Here is a 16,217-nt window from a genome sequence, read left to right as displayed (position 1 = left end):
CGGTTGTTGAGGTCCGCAACGATCGCAAGTCGACGGCGAGTTGCGAATGGAATGGGCCAGTCAGCGGCTGGGAACCCCGACCTCGTAGATGGTTTCCAGGCCGTCTTCGTCGTCCCACTGCTCGCCGACCTCGATGAAGCCGAAACCGGCGATTGTCGCCAGGGAGGCGGCGTTGTCGGGGCTGATGGTCGCCCGGACGGTTTTGACGTCGGGTTCGGCGGCGGCTCGGCGCAGGAGTTCGGTCAGCATCGCGCGGGCGTAGCCCCGGCGGCGGAATTCCGGCATGACGGAGTAGCCGATCTCGACGATTCCGTCGTCGTCCGGCGGTCCGTGGAACCCGCAGTGCCCGACAACGGGGCCCTCCGTCCCGATGAGGGCGTGGCGTGCCAGCCAGCGGGCGTCGGCGGGGTCTTCGGCGATCTGTTCGAGCCGCATCTTCCACAGCCACTTCGCTTTGTCGGTGACGAAGTACTCGGTGAGCGCGACCCCGGCCACTGCGCTCGCGGCAGGGAGGTCGCCATCGAGCAAAGCGGACATCGCCGCGCCCGAAAGTTCGACGTACTGCGTTTCGTAGGTCACTGACCGCATGGTTGCCGAGCACGAGCGAGGTGTCCACCGAGTTTCCGGCGGGTTGGGCGATCCACACCATTCTGGCCGTCCGGTCGCTGGTGAGAGTCAGCACCCGCCGCTCGGTCTCCACGCCTTCGGCCGATTCGGCGACCATCCACACCCGGTTACGCTTTGTCGTTCGTAGGGCGGCCCCTCTCCGCGTGTCGCCGGAGAGGGGCCGTTGCTTTGCGCCGGAGGAACTACGCGAGCTTTTTGAGCCCCGGGGTCAGCTTGTCCAGCGCCCACGGGATGCCGAGCACCGAAGGTGCGCGGAGCTGGGCGATGGTGTCGAAGTCGACCACCAGGTAGTGGCCGTCCTTGACCGCCGGCAGGTTCTTGACCAGCTGGTTGGACTCGAAGGCCCGCTGGAGGTCGGGCGTGGTGAAGGCGATGATCACCAGGTCGGCCGAGAGCTTGTCGTACTGCTCCGGGCTCAGCGCGCCGGTCGGACTGGCCGCGGTGTCCTTGCCGATCGAGGCGACACCCGGGCTGAGTTTCAGTCCGATTTCTTCGATCTGTTTGACCGCGAAGTCCTTTTCCGAGATCAGGGTGAAGATCTTGCCGGGAGTGTTGCCGACCGACGCGGTGAACGTCTTGCCCGCGATGGCCGCATTGCCGGTTTTGGCCTGGTCGATCTTCGTCTGGGTTTCCGTGGCCAGTTTGTCGGCTTCGGCGGTTTTGCCCAACGCTTTTCCGACCACCTGAAGATGCTGCTGCCAGGTCTGGCCGCCCCATTCGTTCTCGTACCCGACGGTCGGGGCGACTTTCGACAGCGTCGCGTATTCCTGGTCGAGCCCGAAGCTCGCGGTGGCCAGGATCAGGTCGGGTGTCAACGCGCCGACCTGCTCGGCGTTGACCCCGCTGGTCGCGTTGACGATCTTCGTCTTCGCCGGGTCCAGCTTGCCCGTGAGCCAAGGCGGGACGCCGTCGGTGCCGCTGTACGACTTCGCGAAATAGGCGATCGGGGTGACGCCCAGCGCGATCACGGCGTCGAGGTCGTCCGTGGAGTTCCCGACGACCACGACCCGCTCGGGGGCCTTCGGGATCGTCGTGGAGCCGAACGTGTGCGTGATCGTCACGGGGAACGCGGACGGCGCCGGCGCGGCGGAGGTCGGCGAACTCTGCGTCGACGCGTCTTGCACACTGCCGCAGGCGACCAGGCCTAGGCACAGCGCGCCGGCGGTGAGTCCGGCGAGCAGGGAGCGGGAACCTCGGCCGGGGAGCCGGAGCCTGCGGAACATGAAAACACCTTTCACGGGACTTGCGCGGTATTCGGTTTTACGGGTGCCTGGTGAGATAGCCGCCCATGGTCGGGAAGAACTCGGCGGCGTCGTGCTCGGTGCCGTCCTCGGAGCGGACGCGCTCGATCACCAGTCCGCGGCTCCGGCCGCGGCGGGCGTCCGCGCCGGCGACGATCACGACGCCCTTGCCCTCGCGGATGAACACGCGTCCGGGCGTGCCGCCGTAGTGGCCCCGCGAAACCGACGCCGCGACGATCCGGACCCGCTCGCCCTTCCGGAAGGTGAACGCGTTGGGGTATGGGTCGGACTGGGCGCGAATGAGCCGGTCGATGTCCTCGGCGGGCCAGGTCCAGTCGATGCGGCTGTCCTCGAGCGCGCGCTTGTGGAAGAAGCTCGCCTTGCTCCGGTCCTGGTGGACCCAGTCGGTCTTGCCCGACGCGATCAGGTCCAGGCCCTCGGTCACGATCGGACCGATCAGGTCGACGGTCTTGTGGAACAGGTCCGTGGTCGTGTCGCGCGGGCCGACGGCCACCTTGCGCTGCAGGACGACGTCGCCGGCGTCGAGCTCGCCGTCCATCATGTGGGCGGTGACGCCGACCTCGGACTCGCCGTTGATCAGTGCCCAGATCAGCGGCGAGAAACCCGCGTACGCCGGGAGCAGCGAGTCGTGCACGTTGAGCGTGCCGTGCCGTGGCATGGAGAAGATCTCCGGCGGCAGCCAGGTGCGCCAGTTGTTGGCGACGATGATGTCGAGGTCGGCGGCGGCCAGCTTGGCGAGGAGCTCCTCGTCCTCGGGCCGGTTGCGCAGCAGGACCTCGATACCGTGGGATTCGGCCAGGTCGGCAACGGAATCCGACCAGATCTTCTCGTAGGCGTGCTCGCTCTGGGGATGGGTCACCACCAGCATGACCTCGTGATCGGACTCGATCAGCGCCTGCAGCGTCCGGTGGCCCCAGGTCTGGTATCCGAACATCGCGACCCGCATGGGCCCCCCTCCTCAGGATGGATCTGCCCGGTGGTGCCGAGCCGTGCAAGTGAAGCAAGGCTAGCCTAATAACTCAAGGAGTTGCGGCGGGACGAACATCACCCTCGGATGTACTAGATGAGGGTTGCCTAACTTAGGTTAGGGTTTCCTTTGATGTGGGTCGACGTGCCGAGCACGCGGCCTGGCCGCGCGAGATGGGATTCCTATGCCACAAGCTGTTCCCGGTGATCAGATTCCGCTCTACGACGTGGTGGGGGTGGGTTTCGGGCCGTCCAACCTCGCGTTGGCGATCGCGCTGACCGAACACAACGCGGCCGCGGGCGAGCCGGTGACGGCGCATTTCCTGGAGAAGCAGCCAGCGTTCGGCTGGCACCGGGGGATGCTCATCGAGACCGCGACCATGCAGGTGTCCTTCCTCAAGGACCTGGTCACCATGCGGAATCCGACGAGCTCGTTCAGCTTCCTGGCCTATCTGCAGAGCAAGGACCGGCTGGTCGACTTCATCAACCACAAGAACCTGTTCCCGCTGCGGGTGGAGTTCCACGACTACTTCGAGTGGGCGGCCGCGAAGGTCGACGACCTCGTGTCGTACTCGTCCGAGGTTTCGGCGGTGACCCCGGTCGTCGTCGACGGCGTGGTCGTGTACTTCGACGTCCGGGTGAGCGGCGGCGCCGGTGAGGACATCGTGCTGCGCGCGCGCAACCTCGTCGTGGGCACTGGTCTGCGGCCGAACCTGCCCGACGGCGTCATCGAGAGCGACCGGATCTGGCACAACAGCAAGCTGCTCCACCGCATCGAGGGCCTGAAGGACAGCGAGCCACAGCGGTTCGTCGTCGTCGGTGCCGGGCAGAGCGCGGCCGAGGTGACGGCGTTGCTGCACGACCGGTTCGGCGAGGCCGAGGTGTGCGGGGTCTTCTCCCGCTACGGCTACAGCCCGTCCGACGACAGCGCGTTCGCCAACCGCATCTTCGATCCCGAGGCCGTGGACCACTTCTACGACGCGCCGGAGGAGTTCAAGCAGCGCTTGATGCGCTACCACGGCAACACGAACTACTCGGCTGTCGACATCGAACTGATCGACGACCTGTACCGCCGCATCTACCGCGAAAAGGTGCTGGGTCGGCGTCGGCTCCGGCTGCTCAACATGTCCCGCCCGGTCGACGTCGCCGAGAGCGCGGATGGTGTGCGCATGACGGTCGAGTCGTTCGTCGACGGCGAGCGGACCGTGCTCGACGCCGACATCGTCGTCTACGCGACGGGCTATTCCTCCGCAGACGCCTTGCCGCTGCTTGGCGAGCTCTCACCGTTCTGCGAGCGCGACGAGAACGGCCGCTTGCGCGTCGAGCGGGACTACCGGCTGCGCACGGCGCCCGGTCTGCGCGGCGGGATCTACCTCCAGGGCGGGACCGAGCACAGCCACGGGATCACGTCGTCGCTGCTGTCGAACACCGCCGTGCGCGTGGGCGAGATCCTCGACTCGATCGTCGAGCGGCAGGCCGTCGATGTCGAGGAGGAGCCGGCATTCGCCGTCAGTGGACGTCGGTCTCGCTGACCGGCTCTTGGGTCTTGGCCGGTTTCAGCTCGCCGAACCGGGCGAGCGCCAATGCCGCGGCCACCGCGAGGGCGAACCCGGCGGCCGCCACGAGGGCGAAGCCGGGTTTCGTCCGGTCGCCGAGCACGATGATCCCGACCAGTGCGGGGAACACCGTCTCGCCGATGACCATCATCGCGGTCGCCGTCGTCACGCTGCCGCGTTGCAGCGCCGAGGCGTAGAACAGCATCGCCGCCACGCCGGCGACCGCGACGGTGTAGAACGCCGGGTCGCGCAGGAGATCGAGCGGGGCGAGGCTGGGGATGATCCGCCCGGCGATCGCGACCAGGCCGAAGCTCAGGCCGGCGACCAGCCCGAGCGCGGGGGTGCGGATCCTGGGCGACGCCTTGCCCGCAGCCACCCCGGCCGCGCAGAGCACCAGGACCGCGCCGATGAGCACCAGGTGGAACGTGGTGCCGACCGGTTTGGAGCCCTCGCTCTCCGCCGACGTCCCGAGCAGCGCGAGCCCGGCGACCACCACGGCGATCGCGCCCCACTCGCGGCGGCCGAGCCTGATGCCCAGCGTCAGCGTGAAGAGCGCCGTCACGGCGAGACTCGCCGCGAGCGCGGACTGCACCACGAACAGCGGCAGCACCCGCAACGCGACGATCTGGGCGGCGAACCCCAGGACGTCCAGCACCAGCCCGACGATGTAGTGCCATTGGCCCAGTATCCGCAGCAGCAGGCGAGGGTCGACGCCGTAGGAGTCGTCGCTGGCCGACCGCGCCGCGATGGCCTGCATCACCGACGAAACGCCGTAAGCGGCCGCCGCGAGCAGCGCACAAAGCAATCCCCACCACATGCCGCAACCCTAATCGCCCCGTTCGTCCCCCGATCGCCCGCCGCCCCGACCCCGAACGGGCACTCTTGTGGTTCTTGGGCGGCCGGGTGCGGGGAAACGGATCTGAAGGCCGGTTGGGTTGGCTGGGTGGTGTCGGTGTGGCTGATGAGGTTCTCGAGGTCAGCGTGGTCGGCCGTCAGTGAACGTGGGACTCATCGGCCTGAACGTGGGACTCGCCGGGGCCCACGTTCGCTCAGGGCGAGTCCCACACTCAGACCGGCGAGTCCCACGCCCAGCTCCGGACACCGGCTTCCGCCGAACACCGACACGACTCGGCCGGCCTTCGCACCCGCCACGGACAACCAGCACTCACGGGTACGACACCAGGGGCACCTTTGCACCAAAGTGCCTGCTTGGGAGCGCTGCACGTGCTCGTGGCGTCGGATTCCGGCGGATGTCCGTTTCGCAACTCGACGGCGAGTTGCGGTGGCAACGACCCGCACATCCGGCCGAAGGGCCGAATCAGGGCCGGGGGACGTTGCGTAGGTTGGACTTCGCCAACTGCAGCATCTTGCCTACGCCGCCGCTGAGCACGGTCTTGCTCGCCGCGAGCGCGAAGCCCTTCACTTGGGCGGCGGTGATGTTCGGCGGGATCGACATCGCGTTCGGGTCGGTGACGACGTCGAGCAGCGCGGGTCCGTCGTGGGCGAGGAAGTCCTTGACCGCGTCGCGCACGGCGCTCGGGTCCTCGACGCGCCGGGCGTGGATGCCCGCGCCGCGCGCGATCGCGGCGAAGTCGACGTGGTCGTGGTCCGTGCCGAACTCCGGCAGCCCGTCGACCAGCATCTCCAGTTTCACCATGCCGAGCGAGGAGTTGTTGAACACCAGCACCTTCACCGGCAGGTTGTGGGTCTTGAGGGTGAGCAGCTCACCCATCAGCATGGCCAGCCCGCCGTCGCCCGACATCGAGACCACCTGGCGTCCGGGATGTGAGGCCTGTGCCCCGATCGCGTGCGGCAGCGCGTTGGCCATGCTGCCGTGGACGAACGACCCGATCACGCGGCGCCGGCCGTTCGGGGTGAGGTAACGCGCGGCCCAGACGTTGCACATCCCGGTGTCCACCGTGAACACGGTGTCTTCGGCGGCTTCCTCGTCGAGAACGCTGGCGACGTACTCGGGGTGGATCGGGGAGACGGCCTTGACGTCCCGCGTGTAGGCGTCGACGACTTTCTGCAGGCCGCGTTCGTGCCGGTGCAGCATGTCCCGCAGGAACGGCTGGTCTTCGCGTTGGCGCAGCCGGGGGAGTACGGCGTTGATGGTGGCGCCGACGTCGCCGAGCACGCCGAATTCGAGCGCGCTGCGCCGCCCGATCCGGGCCGGGTCGACGTCGACCTGCACGGTGTTGGCCTGCGGCAGGAAGTTGTCGTACGGAAAGTCGGTGCCCAGTAGCAGTACGAGGTCTGCGGCGTGCATGGCTTCGTAGCAGGCGCCGTAACCGAGCAGCCCGCTCATCCCGACGTCGAACGGGTTGTCGTACTGGATGAACTCCTTGCCGCGCAAGGAATGTCCGACCGGTGCGCCGACTTTCCGGGCGAGGCTCATGACGTCGTCATGCGCGTCCCGGCAGCCGGCGCCGGCCATGATCATGATCTTCTCGGCGCGTTCGATCCGTTCGATGAGCGCGTCGACATCCTGCGACGCGGGCACGATCGCCGGCGGGGTGCCGAGCACGCCGCTCGCGGAGGTCTTGTGGACCGCGCTCTGCTGTGCCACGTCGCCGGGCAGTACCAGCACCGCCGCTCCGCGCCTGCCGACGGCGTTCTGCACGGCGATCCGGGCGAGCCTCGGCATCTGGGCGGGCTCGCTGATCAGCTCGCAGTAGTGCGAACACTCCTGAAACAGGCGTTCCGGGTGGGTTTCCTGGAAGAAGCCGGTGCCGATTTGCGCGGACGGGATGTGCGAGGCGATGGCCAGCACCGGTGCGCCCGAGCGATGCGCGTCGTAGACGCCCTGCAGCAGGTGCAGGTTGCCGGGGCCACAGCTTCCCGCGCAGACGGCGAGGGTGCCGGTCAGCTGCGCTTCGGCCGCGGCGGCGAAGGCTCCGGCCTCCTCGTTGCGGACGTGGACCCAGTCGATGCCGCCCTTGGCGGACCCGCCGGTGCGGCGGATCGCGTCGACGACCGGGTTGAGGCTGTCGCCGACGACGCCGTAGATGCGGCGGACGCCGCTGGCGATGAGCACGTCGATGAGTTGGTCGGCTACGGTCGTCATCGCGTGAATTCCTCTTTCCGGCCAAGCGTGCGAGGTGCGGGCAGTGCCGATTATGCGCGGACTCAGGGTGCGGCGCAGCGCTGGCACAACGGTTGTCAAAAGGCTCACCTGAGTCGGTCGAAGTCGGCCTCCGTAAGGTGTCCGTATGTCTGATCGGCTGTACTTCCGGCAACTGCTCTCCGGCCGCGATTTCGCCGTCGGGGACCCGGTCGCCACCCAGATGCTCAACTTCGCCTACCTGATCGGCGACCGGGAAACGCGCGACGCGGTGGTGGTAGATCCGGCTTACGCCGCCGGTGACCTCCTCGACGTGCTCGCGAGCGACGACATGCGGCTGTCGGGAGTGCTGGTCACCCATCATCATCCCGACCACGTCGGCGGCGAGATGATGGGTTTCGAGCTGCCCGGCCTCGTCGACCTGCTCGCGCTGCAACCGGTGCCGGTGCACGTCAACAGCGCCGAGACCGAGTGGGTGCACCGCACGACCGGGGTGGCCGAGACCGATCTGGTGGGCCACGACCACGACGACGTCGTCGAGGTCGGCGCCATGGGAATCCGGCTGCTCCACACGCCGGGCCACACCCCCGGCAGCCAGTGCTTCCTGGTCGACGGCAGGCTCGTCTCGGGCGACACCCTGTTCCTCGAAGGCTGCGGGCGCACGGACTTCCCCGGCGGCGACGCCGACGCGATCTACCGGAGCCTCCAGTCGCTTGCGGGCTTACCGGGCGACCCGGTGGTGTACCCGGGGCACCAGTACTCGGCCGCCCCGTCGGCGTCGCTCTCGCACGTCCGCGAGAACAACTTCGTCTACCGCCCCCGCTCGATCGAGGAGTGGCGGGTGATGTTCGGCGGCTGAGCTGGGTGCCGTCACAGACCCCTCGGGGCCACCCTTGTGGCGTTGAACGCCAATGCCTGGAACTTATAATAAGGGTGTCCGGTGGTTGGTCGGTTGAGGTGCGGGTTCGGCTTTAGTGAAGGCCCCCTTCACGGCGTAAGGCGCACTCAACTAGGCCTTCACAGCGTCTCTGCCTTGCCGAAAGTGCCTTCAGGAGCCCCCAAGTAGTCCGCTACGCCACTACTCCAGCCGGGCTGCCTCGCGGAGGCCCTGGGCGCGGCCGGCTTCGGCGGCGGGGGTGCGGGTGTCCGGGTCGAGGGGGTTCGTCCCGATCGCGCCCGTCGACGCCTCGTCCGGGGTGAAGACGTCGACGCGCGTACCGCCGGCGCGCAGTTCCTCGGCGACAGCGGCGAGCTTGACCGTCCACGGGAACGGGTCGGCCGTGCCGAAGGGCGACAGGACGATCACCCGGGCGTACCTGGCGGCGAGATCGGCGTTGTCGGCCGAGCGGACGCCGCCGTCCACGTAACGCCTGCCGCGGATGCTGACCGGCGGCCAGACGCCGGGGACGGCGCAGCTGGCGGCGACAGCGTCGACCAGGTCGGCGCCGGAGTCTCGGTCGAACAGCCTGGGTTCGCCGGATTCGGCGTCTACGGCCACGAGCAGCAGCCGCTGCTCGGGCCACTGGTGTACCGGTAGCCGGGACTCGATGACGGCACGTCGTTCGGCTTCACTCACGGTATCGGCCTTCAGCGCGAACGAGCCCAACCGACGGCTCGCGTCCTCGGGCGACGTCACGCCGTCGAGCAAAGCGGCGAATTCGGCGCCCACGTTTTCCACGTCGAGCACGGCGACGATCTCGGTCGCCTGCTTGGCCGGATCGTGTTGCCGCTGGTAGAGCTCTTCGATCGGCAGCCCGCTGGTCACCTGCGCGGCCACGGCCGCCCCCGCGGACGTGCCGACGACGAGCCCGGCACCGCCGGTATCGCGCCCGGCGTCGGCGAACCCCGCCAGCATCCCGGTGATCCAGGCGATGCCCGCCACCCCGCCGCCCCCGAACACCCACGCTTCACTCCCGGTCATGGACTCACCTTAGTGATGCGTTCTGGATCGGTAAGAATTCGACAGGCACGGTTCGCCGTCGCGCGGCGTAGAAAGGGGACAGCGGGCAGATTGGTGGTGACGGTGTCGGTAGTGCGACGCGACAAGCGGCGCAGATGGGTGTTGGTCGGCATGGTGACCGCCCTCCTGCTCGCCGTGCCTGCGCTCGTCGCGGCACTCGCCCCGGGCGGCGGCTCGGCGGACCCGGCGCGCCTGCGTGATCTGATTGCGCGTTCGGCGTCGCAGCCGTACCAGGGTTACGCCGAGAGCACCGGCTCGCTGGGGCTGCCCGACCTCCCGAAGCTCGGCGACGTCACGTCGCTGTTCAACGGCACGACCCGCATGCGCGCGTGGTACACCGCGCCGGACCGGTCCCGCGTCGACGTCCTCACCGTCGGCAGCGAGCGCGACGTCTACCGGCTGCCCGACGCCGAGTACACCTGGGACTACGCCGCGAACCAGCTGACCGAACTCATCGGGGACCCGCCGGTCCGCCTCCCCCAGGCGGGAGACCTGCTGCCGCCCGACCTGGCCCGCCGAATACTGGCCGACGCTCCGGGCGACCCGGTCACCGCGCTGCCCGGCCGCCGGATCGCCGGGATCGCGGCCGCCGGAGTTCGGCTCACCCCGCGCGACCCGGACACCACGGTCGGCACGGTCGATATCTGGGCAGACCCGGCGACCGGGCTCCCGCTACGGGTCGAACTGTCCGCCCGCGGCCAAACCTCGCCCGTGCTCACCACCGCTTTCGAGGAGGTCGACCTGACCACGCCCACCATTCCCGCCGAGGCGCCGAACCCAGTGCCGGGTAGCGGGTTCGTCGTCACGTCGGCCCCGGACGTCGCGAAGGCCCTCGGCGCGCTGGGCCAGGCGACGTTGCCTGCCCAGCTGGCCGGGCGGGACCTGCGGACGACCGAACTGGGCGGCATCAGGGGAGTCGGTCTCTACGGCACCGGGCTCTCGTCGTTCGTGGTGGCTGCCGTACCCGGAGACGTCGGCGCCCAGGCCGCGGACGCGGCGACGAAGGCCGGCGCAGCGAGCATCAAACTCGCTCGGGGGACCGCGGTGGCGAAGTCGATTCCGCCCCTGTCCTTGCTCGTGGTACGCCCGATGTTCTCCCGCCGGGCGTACGTGCTCGCCGGGTTGGTCGATCCCTCGGTCTTGCAGGCCGCCGCCGGCGCCCTGACCACCCTGCCCAGGAGAGGCCGATGATCGAGACCCGCGCAGTGACGAAGCGGTACGGCCGCACGGTCGCCGTCGACTCGGTGGATCTCGACGTCGAGGAGGGCGACCGGTACGGGTTCCTCGGGCCCAACGGGTCGGGGAAGACGACGCTCGTGCGGATGCTGCTCGGCCTGGTCTACGCCACCAGCGGCGAGATCACCGTGCTCGGAAAGCCGGTGCCGAAACGGGTCGCCGAAATCCTGCCCGAAGTCGGGGCGCTGGTCGAAGGGCCGGCGGCGTACCGGCACCTGTCCGGACGCCGCAACCTGGCCCTGCTCGACGCCGCCGGGCGCGGCGGTTCGGTGCGGACGCGCCGCACGCGGGTCGGCGAGGCGCTCGAACAGGTCGGCCTGGGCGGTGTCGACCGGCGGCCGGTGAAGGCGTACTCGCTCGGCATGCGCCAGCGGCTCGGGATCGCCGCCGCGCTCCTGCGCAAACCGCGCCTGCTCATCCTCGACGAGCCCACGAACGGCCTCGATCCCCAGGGCATCAAGGAGATCCGCGAACTGCTCATCGCGCTGAACGAAGGCGGTACGACGGTGTTCCTGTCGAGTCACCTGCTCGCCGAGGTGGAACAACTGTGCACCCGGATCGGCGTCGTCGACCGCGGACGGCTGGTTCTCGAGGACCGGGTCGACGACATGCGAGCCCCAACCGGGCGGGTGCTCGTGGACACCCCGGACGCGGCCCACGCCGTGTCGCTGCTCGACGGACAGCTCGAACACCGCGATGGCGAGCGGCTGGTCATCCGCCATCCCGACGCCGCCGGGCTCAACGCGTGGCTGGTCGGCTCGGGGATCCGGGTGTCCTCGATCAGCGCGGAGCGGCGTTCGCTCGAACAGATCGTGCTCTCGGTGACGGGCACGGGGTCCGACCGGCATGACGGGAGCCCGTCGTGATCGCCGTCGAGCTGCGGAAACTGCTGCTGCGGCCGCGGGTCTGGGTGAGTCTGTTCCTGTTGTGCCTGCTGCCGGCGATCGTCGCGGTCTTCCTCGCCACCGCAGACTTCGCGCCGCCACCTGGCCAGGGCGGGGCTTTCCTGTCCGCGGTGGTTTCCGACGGTTCGCTCTACCCGGCCGCGGCGCTGGCCCTGGTGCTGCCGATCTTCCTGCCGGTGTCGGTCGCGGTGGTCGCCGGCGACGCGATCGCGGGCGAGGCGTCCGGCGGGATGCTGCGGTACCTGCTGGTGCGGCCGGTCGGCCGGACCCGGCTGCTGAGCGCCAAAATGGTGTCGCTGGCGGTGTTCGTCCTGGTCGCGGTGCTGCTGGTGGTGCTGACCTCGCTGGGGATCGGCACCGCGCTGTTCGGGACTTCCGCGGCGGCCGTCGGCCAGCCGGGTGGGGTGACGTCGTTGTCCGGTGCCTCTCTCGACTCGAGCGACCTGACCCTGCGGCTGCTCGGTGCCGTCGGCTACGTCGTGGTGTCGATGCTCGGGTTCGGCGCGATCGTGCTATTCCTGTCGACGCTGACCGAGTCCGCGCTCGGCGCCGCGCTGGGCGGACTCGCCGTTCTCATCACCAGTTCGGTACTCGAAACGCTGGACGCGGCGGCGTCGATCAAGCCGTACCTGCCCACGCACTACTGGCTTTCGTGGATCGACTTCTTCCGCGACCCGGTGTTCTTCCGCAACATCGACAGCGGGTTGCTGCTGCAGGCCGGCTACATCGTGGTGTTCTTCGGCGCGGCCTGGGCGAACTTCGCTACGAAGGACATCACGAGCTAGTACCGGCGGAACGCTGATCCGCCACTGGCGAGCCGGGTTAGGCCAACTCGCCTAGCGCACCGCGATCGACCCATTACGAGCTGGTGCCGGGTCGGCGAAACGCCCATGACGGCGCCCGAATTCGGTTACGCTACGGGGTCGAGGGAGTACGTAGACCGACATCAGGTCGCTTGCCGGGGGAGCGTGTTCGTGGTGCGGCAAACAGGATTCGGCGCGGCGTGGGCGGTTCGCGAGTTCCGGGCGTTGTGGGCCGCCGAAGCGGTTTCGCAGATCGGCGACCAGCTGGCCAGGGTCGCCCTCACCGTACTTGTGTTCGCCCAGACGGACTCCGCCGCATTGGCGGCTCTGACCTTCGGGTTGAGCTACACGCCGTCGTTCCTCGGCGCCGCGCTGCTCTCGGGTTTGGCCGATCGGTTCGCCCGCCGCGAGGTCATGATCGTCTGCGATCTGGTTTCGGTGGTGCTGGTCAGCTTGATGGCGGTGCCTGGAATGCCGCTGTGGATCGTGTGTACCGCGATGGCCGGGGTGGCGATGGTCGGTGGTCCGTTCAAGGCCGCTCGGCTCGCGCTGCTTCCCGAGGTCCTCAGCGGCGAGGCGTACGTCGGCGGACTCGCGGTGCGTGCCGTCACGATCCAGGTCGCCCAGCTGCTCGGGTTCGCCGTCGGCGGGGTGGCGGTCGGTGTGCTCGGTTCGCGTCCGGCGCTGGCCGCCGACGCCGTCACGTTCGCGGTGTCGGCACTGCTGGTGCTGACCGGCGTGCCGAAGCGTCCGGCGCCGCAGGATCCGGCCGCACGACGGTCTTTCTGGGCCTCGTCACGGCGTGGGGCCGGACTGATCGCCGGCATTCCGGGGCTGCGGCCGCTGTTCGTCCTGGCGATGTTGGCCGGGGTCTACATCGCCCCGGAAGGACTGGCCGTGGCGTGGGTCGCGGAGCTGCACGCGCCCGCCGGCACTGTCGGGCTGATCATGGCCGCGCCGGCCGCGGGGCTCGCGCTGGGCGCGTGGTTGTTCACGCGGTTCGTCCGTCCGGCCGATCGGTCACGCGCGACCGGAGTACTCGCGGGAGCGGCCGGACTCACGCTCATGGTGTGCGCGCTGAAGCCTTCGCTGCCCGCCATCGTGGCGGCCCTGGTCCTCAGCGGGATCTTCACCGCCTACCAGGTACAGGTCGGCGCGTCGTTCGGGACGATGACCCCGGCCGACGGACGCGCGCAGGTGATGGGCCTGCTCAACTCGGGAGTGCTGACGCTGCAAGGGATCGGTGCGCTCGGCGCCGGGTTCCTTGCTGAGCGGATCGGCGTGTCGAACACGGTCGCCGTCGCCGGAGCGGTGGGGCTGGTGCTCGCGATCCCGGCGGCGGTGGCTTGGAACCGTGCCACCGCCGACCCCCGACCGGTTCTTGATCGCCGCTAGTGGTGAACTTGGACAGTGTCGGACTTGGACAGTGTCCAACTGGGATAGTGCCGAACTGGGATTGTGCCGAACTGTGACTCAGTACTCGATTCCACGCATGGCCGCGCCTCCCGCCGGATCGACTGATAGAAATCTCATGGTAGCGCGGGCCGCGGGCCCGCCAAGTCCGGCCGGTGGGAGAGAAAGCAGGTGGAACACTCGTGGTGACAGTTTCGCCGGGCGCCCGTCCGCGCCAGTGGGCTTTGTGGCGACAGCCGCCCGCCCTGGTCGCGTACTTCCTCCTGATCGACACGGTCGCGGTCGCGCTCACGGTTTTTTTCGCCGGCCGCGACCACGTGGACGCTCACCAGTGGAAGCTGTTCGGGGTGCTCGTCGCGCTGGCGCTGGTGCAGGCGGAACTCAGCCGCGCGCTCGAGGAAGCCCGGCGGCTGATCACGAACGCGCCGCACGTCAACATGACGACGGTCTGGTGCTACGCCGCGGTCATCCTGCTGCCGCCGAGTGCTGCCGGGGCCTTGATCATCGTCGTCTACGCGCACCTCTGGTTGCGGGTGTGGCGCAAGCTGGGGACGCGCCCGGCGCACCGGGTGCTGTTCTCGACCGCGATCATCGTGCTCAGCGCGTACGCGACCGCCGCCGTGACCTCACGCGCGGTGACCTCGCACCCTGCCGACTGGGCTTTGCCGAACACCGCGATGATGCTGGGCGTCGGCGCGCTCGTCTACCTCGCCGTCAACGGTGCGCTGGTGACCGCCGCCGCGGCCTTGCACGGCAAACCGCATCACATCGCGATCGCCTGGGCGGACTACGCGCTGGAGATCGCGACCCTGTGCCTTGGCATCATGACCGCGTTCATGCTCACCCTCGCGCCCTACCTCGCCGTGGTGGTCATGCCGCCGCTTCTCGTGTTGCATCGGGCCGTTTTGGTGAAGCAACTCGAAGAGCTGGCGATCACCGACCGCAAGACCGGCCTGCTCAACGCGTCCGCCTGGCACGACGTCGCCGCCGCCGAACTGTCGCGCGCCGGGCGGCAGCACTCCAGCTTCGGGGTGCTGATGGTGGACCTCGACCATTTCAAGTTGGTCAACGACACCCACGGGCATCTGGCCGGGGACGAGGTTCTGCGTGCCGTCGCCGGGCTGCTGACCAGCGAGATCCGCGACTACGACTGCGCCGGCCGCTTCGGTGGCGAGGAGTTCGCCGTGCTGATCCCGGACGCCCACGCCGAGCAGATCGTCACGACCGCCGAACGGCTGCGGCACCGGGTCAGCGAACTGGAAGTCACCGCGCCCACCGGTACCGGGGACACCACCATCACCGGGCTGAGCGCGTGCATCGGCGTCGCGGTGTATCCCACGCACGGGACCACTCTGGAACGGCTGCTGCTGACCGCGGACTCGGCGCTGCTCACCGCGAAAACCAGTGGACGCAACAAAGTCGTCATGATCACGGGCTCGTGAGCGTTCCGGCGCGTGAGAACCGGCTGGAACGTTCACGAGTCCTAGTCGCCGCCGGCGCGGAGGGTGGTGCAGTCGGCGGCGGTGGGCGGGGTGAGCGGGGCGGTTCCGAGGGCTCGCAGGACCAGGCCGGTGACGGCCGCGTCGGTGGGGAGGTCGCCGTGCTGCGCGCGGGAATCGGCGCAGACCTGCTGCAGCGGAACGTTGACAGCGCCGTCGAGGCGGGCGGAGTCCGGCGGTGTCACCGTCTGATCGTCCTCGGTCCAGAGGGACAGCCACGGCAACCCGCCAGGCACGGGCTGGTCTTCGACCGTCCGGAGCAGCGCGCTGCCGGGCGCGAGTTCCCGACACGCCACCGGACACGCGCCCGGGACGAGCGCGCTTCCGACGGCGGCGATCTTCGCGCCGTGCAGCGGGGAGCCGAGTGTGACGACCCGCCGGGCCTGATGATCGCCGCCGGACCTGGCCACCCAGAGCCGCACGACGACCCCGCCCGCCGAGTACCCGATGACGTCGACGGACGGCGCGCCGTGGGCGTACGCGGCCGCGACGGCGCCGGAGAGGACGTCGACCTGCGCCAGGAGGTCACCGGTGCCGTCACCGGGCAGAGTCAGGACCTGCGCGTCTCGGCCGGCGTTGCGCAGCTTGCCAGCCAGTGCGTCGAGCCCGCCTTGGCCTCCGCCATAGCCGGGCACCAGCAGCACCGGGCCGAGCTGGTCCTGCGCGGGCCGACCGGCGTCGGGGAGATCGTTGCCGCCCAGCGACAGCACGGTCGAGACGACCCCGGCAGCCACCAGCACGGCCGCGACTCCGCCGAGAAGGAGGCGCCTTCGCGGGCTGAGCCCGCGCCACCACACCGGACCGCGCATACCTCATAATGACCCCCGCCATGCAATGCGCGCGTGTGCTCACCATTGCTCGTCCTTCGCAACTCGCCGTCGAGTTGCGATAGTTGCCAGCCCTAAGCACCGCAACTCGCCGTCGAG

At 69.2% G+C, this 16,217-nt stretch carries 14 protein-coding genes; 7 read left to right on the top strand and 7 right to left on the bottom strand.

Annotated elements, in window-relative coordinates:
• Positions 1–60 precede the first annotated feature (60 nt).
• The 3 genes from JWQ81_RS36930 to JWQ81_RS36920 all read right to left on the bottom strand — a co-directional run bounded on the left by JWQ81_RS36930 (position 61) and on the right by JWQ81_RS36920 (position 2,835).
• Positions 61–579 (bottom strand): GNAT family N-acetyltransferase, encoded by a 519-nt coding sequence (locus JWQ81_RS36930; RefSeq protein WP_297549050.1) that lies wholly within the window; start codon positions 577–579, stop codon positions 61–63.
• Positions 580–809: 230 nt separating this feature from the next.
• Entirely contained in the window at positions 810–1,850 is a 1,041-nt protein-coding gene (locus tag JWQ81_RS36925; protein WP_297549048.1) for an iron-siderophore ABC transporter substrate-binding protein, read from the bottom strand.
• 37 nt (positions 1,851–1,887) lie between these two features.
• Positions 1,888–2,835, bottom strand: coding sequence for a methionyl-tRNA formyltransferase (locus tag JWQ81_RS36920; protein ID WP_297549046.1), 948 nt, complete (start codon positions 2,833–2,835; stop codon positions 1,888–1,890).
• Positions 2,836–3,040: 205 nt separating this feature from the next.
• Here JWQ81_RS36920 and JWQ81_RS36915 point away from each other — a divergent pair, with 205 nt between their 5' ends.
• Positions 3,041–4,387, top strand: coding sequence for a SidA/IucD/PvdA family monooxygenase (locus JWQ81_RS36915; RefSeq protein ID WP_297549044.1), 1,347 nt, complete (start codon positions 3,041–3,043; stop codon positions 4,385–4,387).
• Here the strand turns inward: JWQ81_RS36915 and JWQ81_RS36910 are convergent.
• On the bottom strand, positions 4,365–5,228 hold the full coding sequence (locus tag JWQ81_RS36910; protein WP_297549042.1) for a DMT family transporter: 864 nt from the start codon (positions 5,226–5,228) through the stop codon (positions 4,365–4,367). The genes JWQ81_RS36915 and JWQ81_RS36910 overlap by 23 nt on opposite strands.
• Before the next feature lie 501 nt (positions 5,229–5,729).
• Positions 5,730–7,478, bottom strand: coding sequence for a pyruvate dehydrogenase (locus JWQ81_RS36905; protein WP_297549040.1), 1,749 nt, complete (start codon positions 7,476–7,478; stop codon positions 5,730–5,732).
• A 145-nt stretch (positions 7,479–7,623) separates the two neighbouring features.
• On the opposite strand from JWQ81_RS36905, the gene JWQ81_RS36900 reads away from it, so the two are divergent.
• The gene (locus tag JWQ81_RS36900) at positions 7,624–8,334 is read left to right on the top strand and encodes an MBL fold metallo-hydrolase (RefSeq protein ID WP_297549038.1); all 711 of its coding nucleotides are present in this window, start codon (positions 7,624–7,626) and stop codon (positions 8,332–8,334) included.
• A gap of 219 nt (positions 8,335–8,553) precedes the next feature.
• On the opposite strand, the gene JWQ81_RS36895 is transcribed toward JWQ81_RS36900, so the two are convergent.
• On the bottom strand, positions 8,554–9,396 hold the full coding sequence (locus JWQ81_RS36895) for a patatin-like phospholipase family protein (RefSeq protein WP_297549037.1): 843 nt from the start codon (positions 9,394–9,396) through the stop codon (positions 8,554–8,556).
• Positions 9,397–9,507: 111 nt separating this feature from the next.
• Here JWQ81_RS36895 and JWQ81_RS36890 point away from each other — a divergent pair, with 111 nt between their 5' ends.
• The 5 genes from JWQ81_RS36890 to JWQ81_RS36870 all read left to right on the top strand — a co-directional run bounded on the left by JWQ81_RS36890 (position 9,508) and on the right by JWQ81_RS36870 (position 15,234).
• Positions 9,508–10,626 carry a hypothetical protein gene (locus tag JWQ81_RS36890; protein ID WP_297549035.1) on the top strand — a complete coding sequence of 373 codons (1,119 nt, stop codon included), beginning with the start codon at positions 9,508–9,510 and terminating at the stop codon, positions 10,624–10,626.
• Positions 10,623–11,537, top strand: a complete 915-nt coding sequence (locus tag JWQ81_RS36885; protein ID WP_297549033.1) for an ABC transporter ATP-binding protein — start codon at positions 10,623–10,625, stop codon at positions 11,535–11,537. The genes JWQ81_RS36890 and JWQ81_RS36885 overlap by 4 nt, the downstream gene beginning before the upstream one ends.
• Complete coding sequence (locus JWQ81_RS36880) at positions 11,534–12,361, top strand: ABC transporter permease (protein WP_297549031.1); 828 nt, start codon at positions 11,534–11,536, stop codon at positions 12,359–12,361. The genes JWQ81_RS36885 and JWQ81_RS36880 overlap by 4 nt, the downstream gene beginning before the upstream one ends.
• 189 nt (positions 12,362–12,550) lie before the next feature.
• Positions 12,551–13,774 carry an MFS transporter gene (locus JWQ81_RS36875; RefSeq protein ID WP_297549029.1) on the top strand — a complete coding sequence of 408 codons (1,224 nt, stop codon included), beginning with the start codon at positions 12,551–12,553 and terminating at the stop codon, positions 13,772–13,774.
• Between the two features lie 203 nt (positions 13,775–13,977).
• Positions 13,978–15,234 (top strand): diguanylate cyclase, encoded by a 1,257-nt coding sequence (locus JWQ81_RS36870; RefSeq protein ID WP_297549027.1) that lies wholly within the window; start codon positions 13,978–13,980, stop codon positions 15,232–15,234.
• A 41-nt stretch (positions 15,235–15,275) separates the two neighbouring features.
• On the opposite strand, the gene JWQ81_RS36865 is transcribed toward JWQ81_RS36870, so the two are convergent.
• The gene (locus JWQ81_RS36865) at positions 15,276–16,100 is read right to left on the bottom strand and encodes a lipase (RefSeq protein WP_297549025.1); all 825 of its coding nucleotides are present in this window, start codon (positions 16,098–16,100) and stop codon (positions 15,276–15,278) included.
• Between the last annotated feature and the right edge of the window lie 117 nt (positions 16,101–16,217).

Source organism: Amycolatopsis sp. (assembly GCF_025464955.1).
GTDB lineage: Bacteria > Actinomycetota > Actinomycetes > Mycobacteriales > Pseudonocardiaceae > Amycolatopsis.
Note: the sequence above shows the minus strand (reverse complement) of the source record. Positions and strands in the feature narration are given on the sequence as shown.

What these genes read in the sequence shown, in the direction of transcription:
- JWQ81_RS36865 (WP_297549025.1), bottom strand. Translation starts at nt 16,100, where the DNA reads ATGCGCGGTCCGGTGTGGTGGCGCGGGCTCAGCCCGCGAAGGCGCCTC.
- JWQ81_RS36885 (WP_297549033.1), top strand. Translation starts at nt 10,623, where the DNA reads ATGATCGAGACCCGCGCAGTGACGAAGCGGTACGGCCGCACGGTCGCC.
- JWQ81_RS36920 (WP_297549046.1), bottom strand. Translation starts at nt 2,835, where the DNA reads ATGCGGGTCGCGATGTTCGGATACCAGACCTGGGGCCACCGGACGCTG.
- JWQ81_RS36910 (WP_297549042.1), bottom strand. Translation starts at nt 5,228, where the DNA reads ATGTGGTGGGGATTGCTTTGTGCGCTGCTCGCGGCGGCCGCTTACGGC.
- JWQ81_RS36905 (WP_297549040.1), bottom strand. Translation starts at nt 7,478, where the DNA reads ATGACGACCGTAGCCGACCAACTCATCGACGTGCTCATCGCCAGCGGC.
- JWQ81_RS36895 (WP_297549037.1), bottom strand. Translation starts at nt 9,396, where the DNA reads ATGACCGGGAGTGAAGCGTGGGTGTTCGGGGGCGGCGGGGTGGCGGGC.
- JWQ81_RS36900 (WP_297549038.1), top strand. Translation starts at nt 7,624, where the DNA reads ATGTCTGATCGGCTGTACTTCCGGCAACTGCTCTCCGGCCGCGATTTC.
- JWQ81_RS36915 (WP_297549044.1), top strand. Translation starts at nt 3,041, where the DNA reads ATGCCACAAGCTGTTCCCGGTGATCAGATTCCGCTCTACGACGTGGTG.
- JWQ81_RS36925 (WP_297549048.1), bottom strand. Translation starts at nt 1,850, where the DNA reads ATGTTCCGCAGGCTCCGGCTCCCCGGCCGAGGTTCCCGCTCCCTGCTC.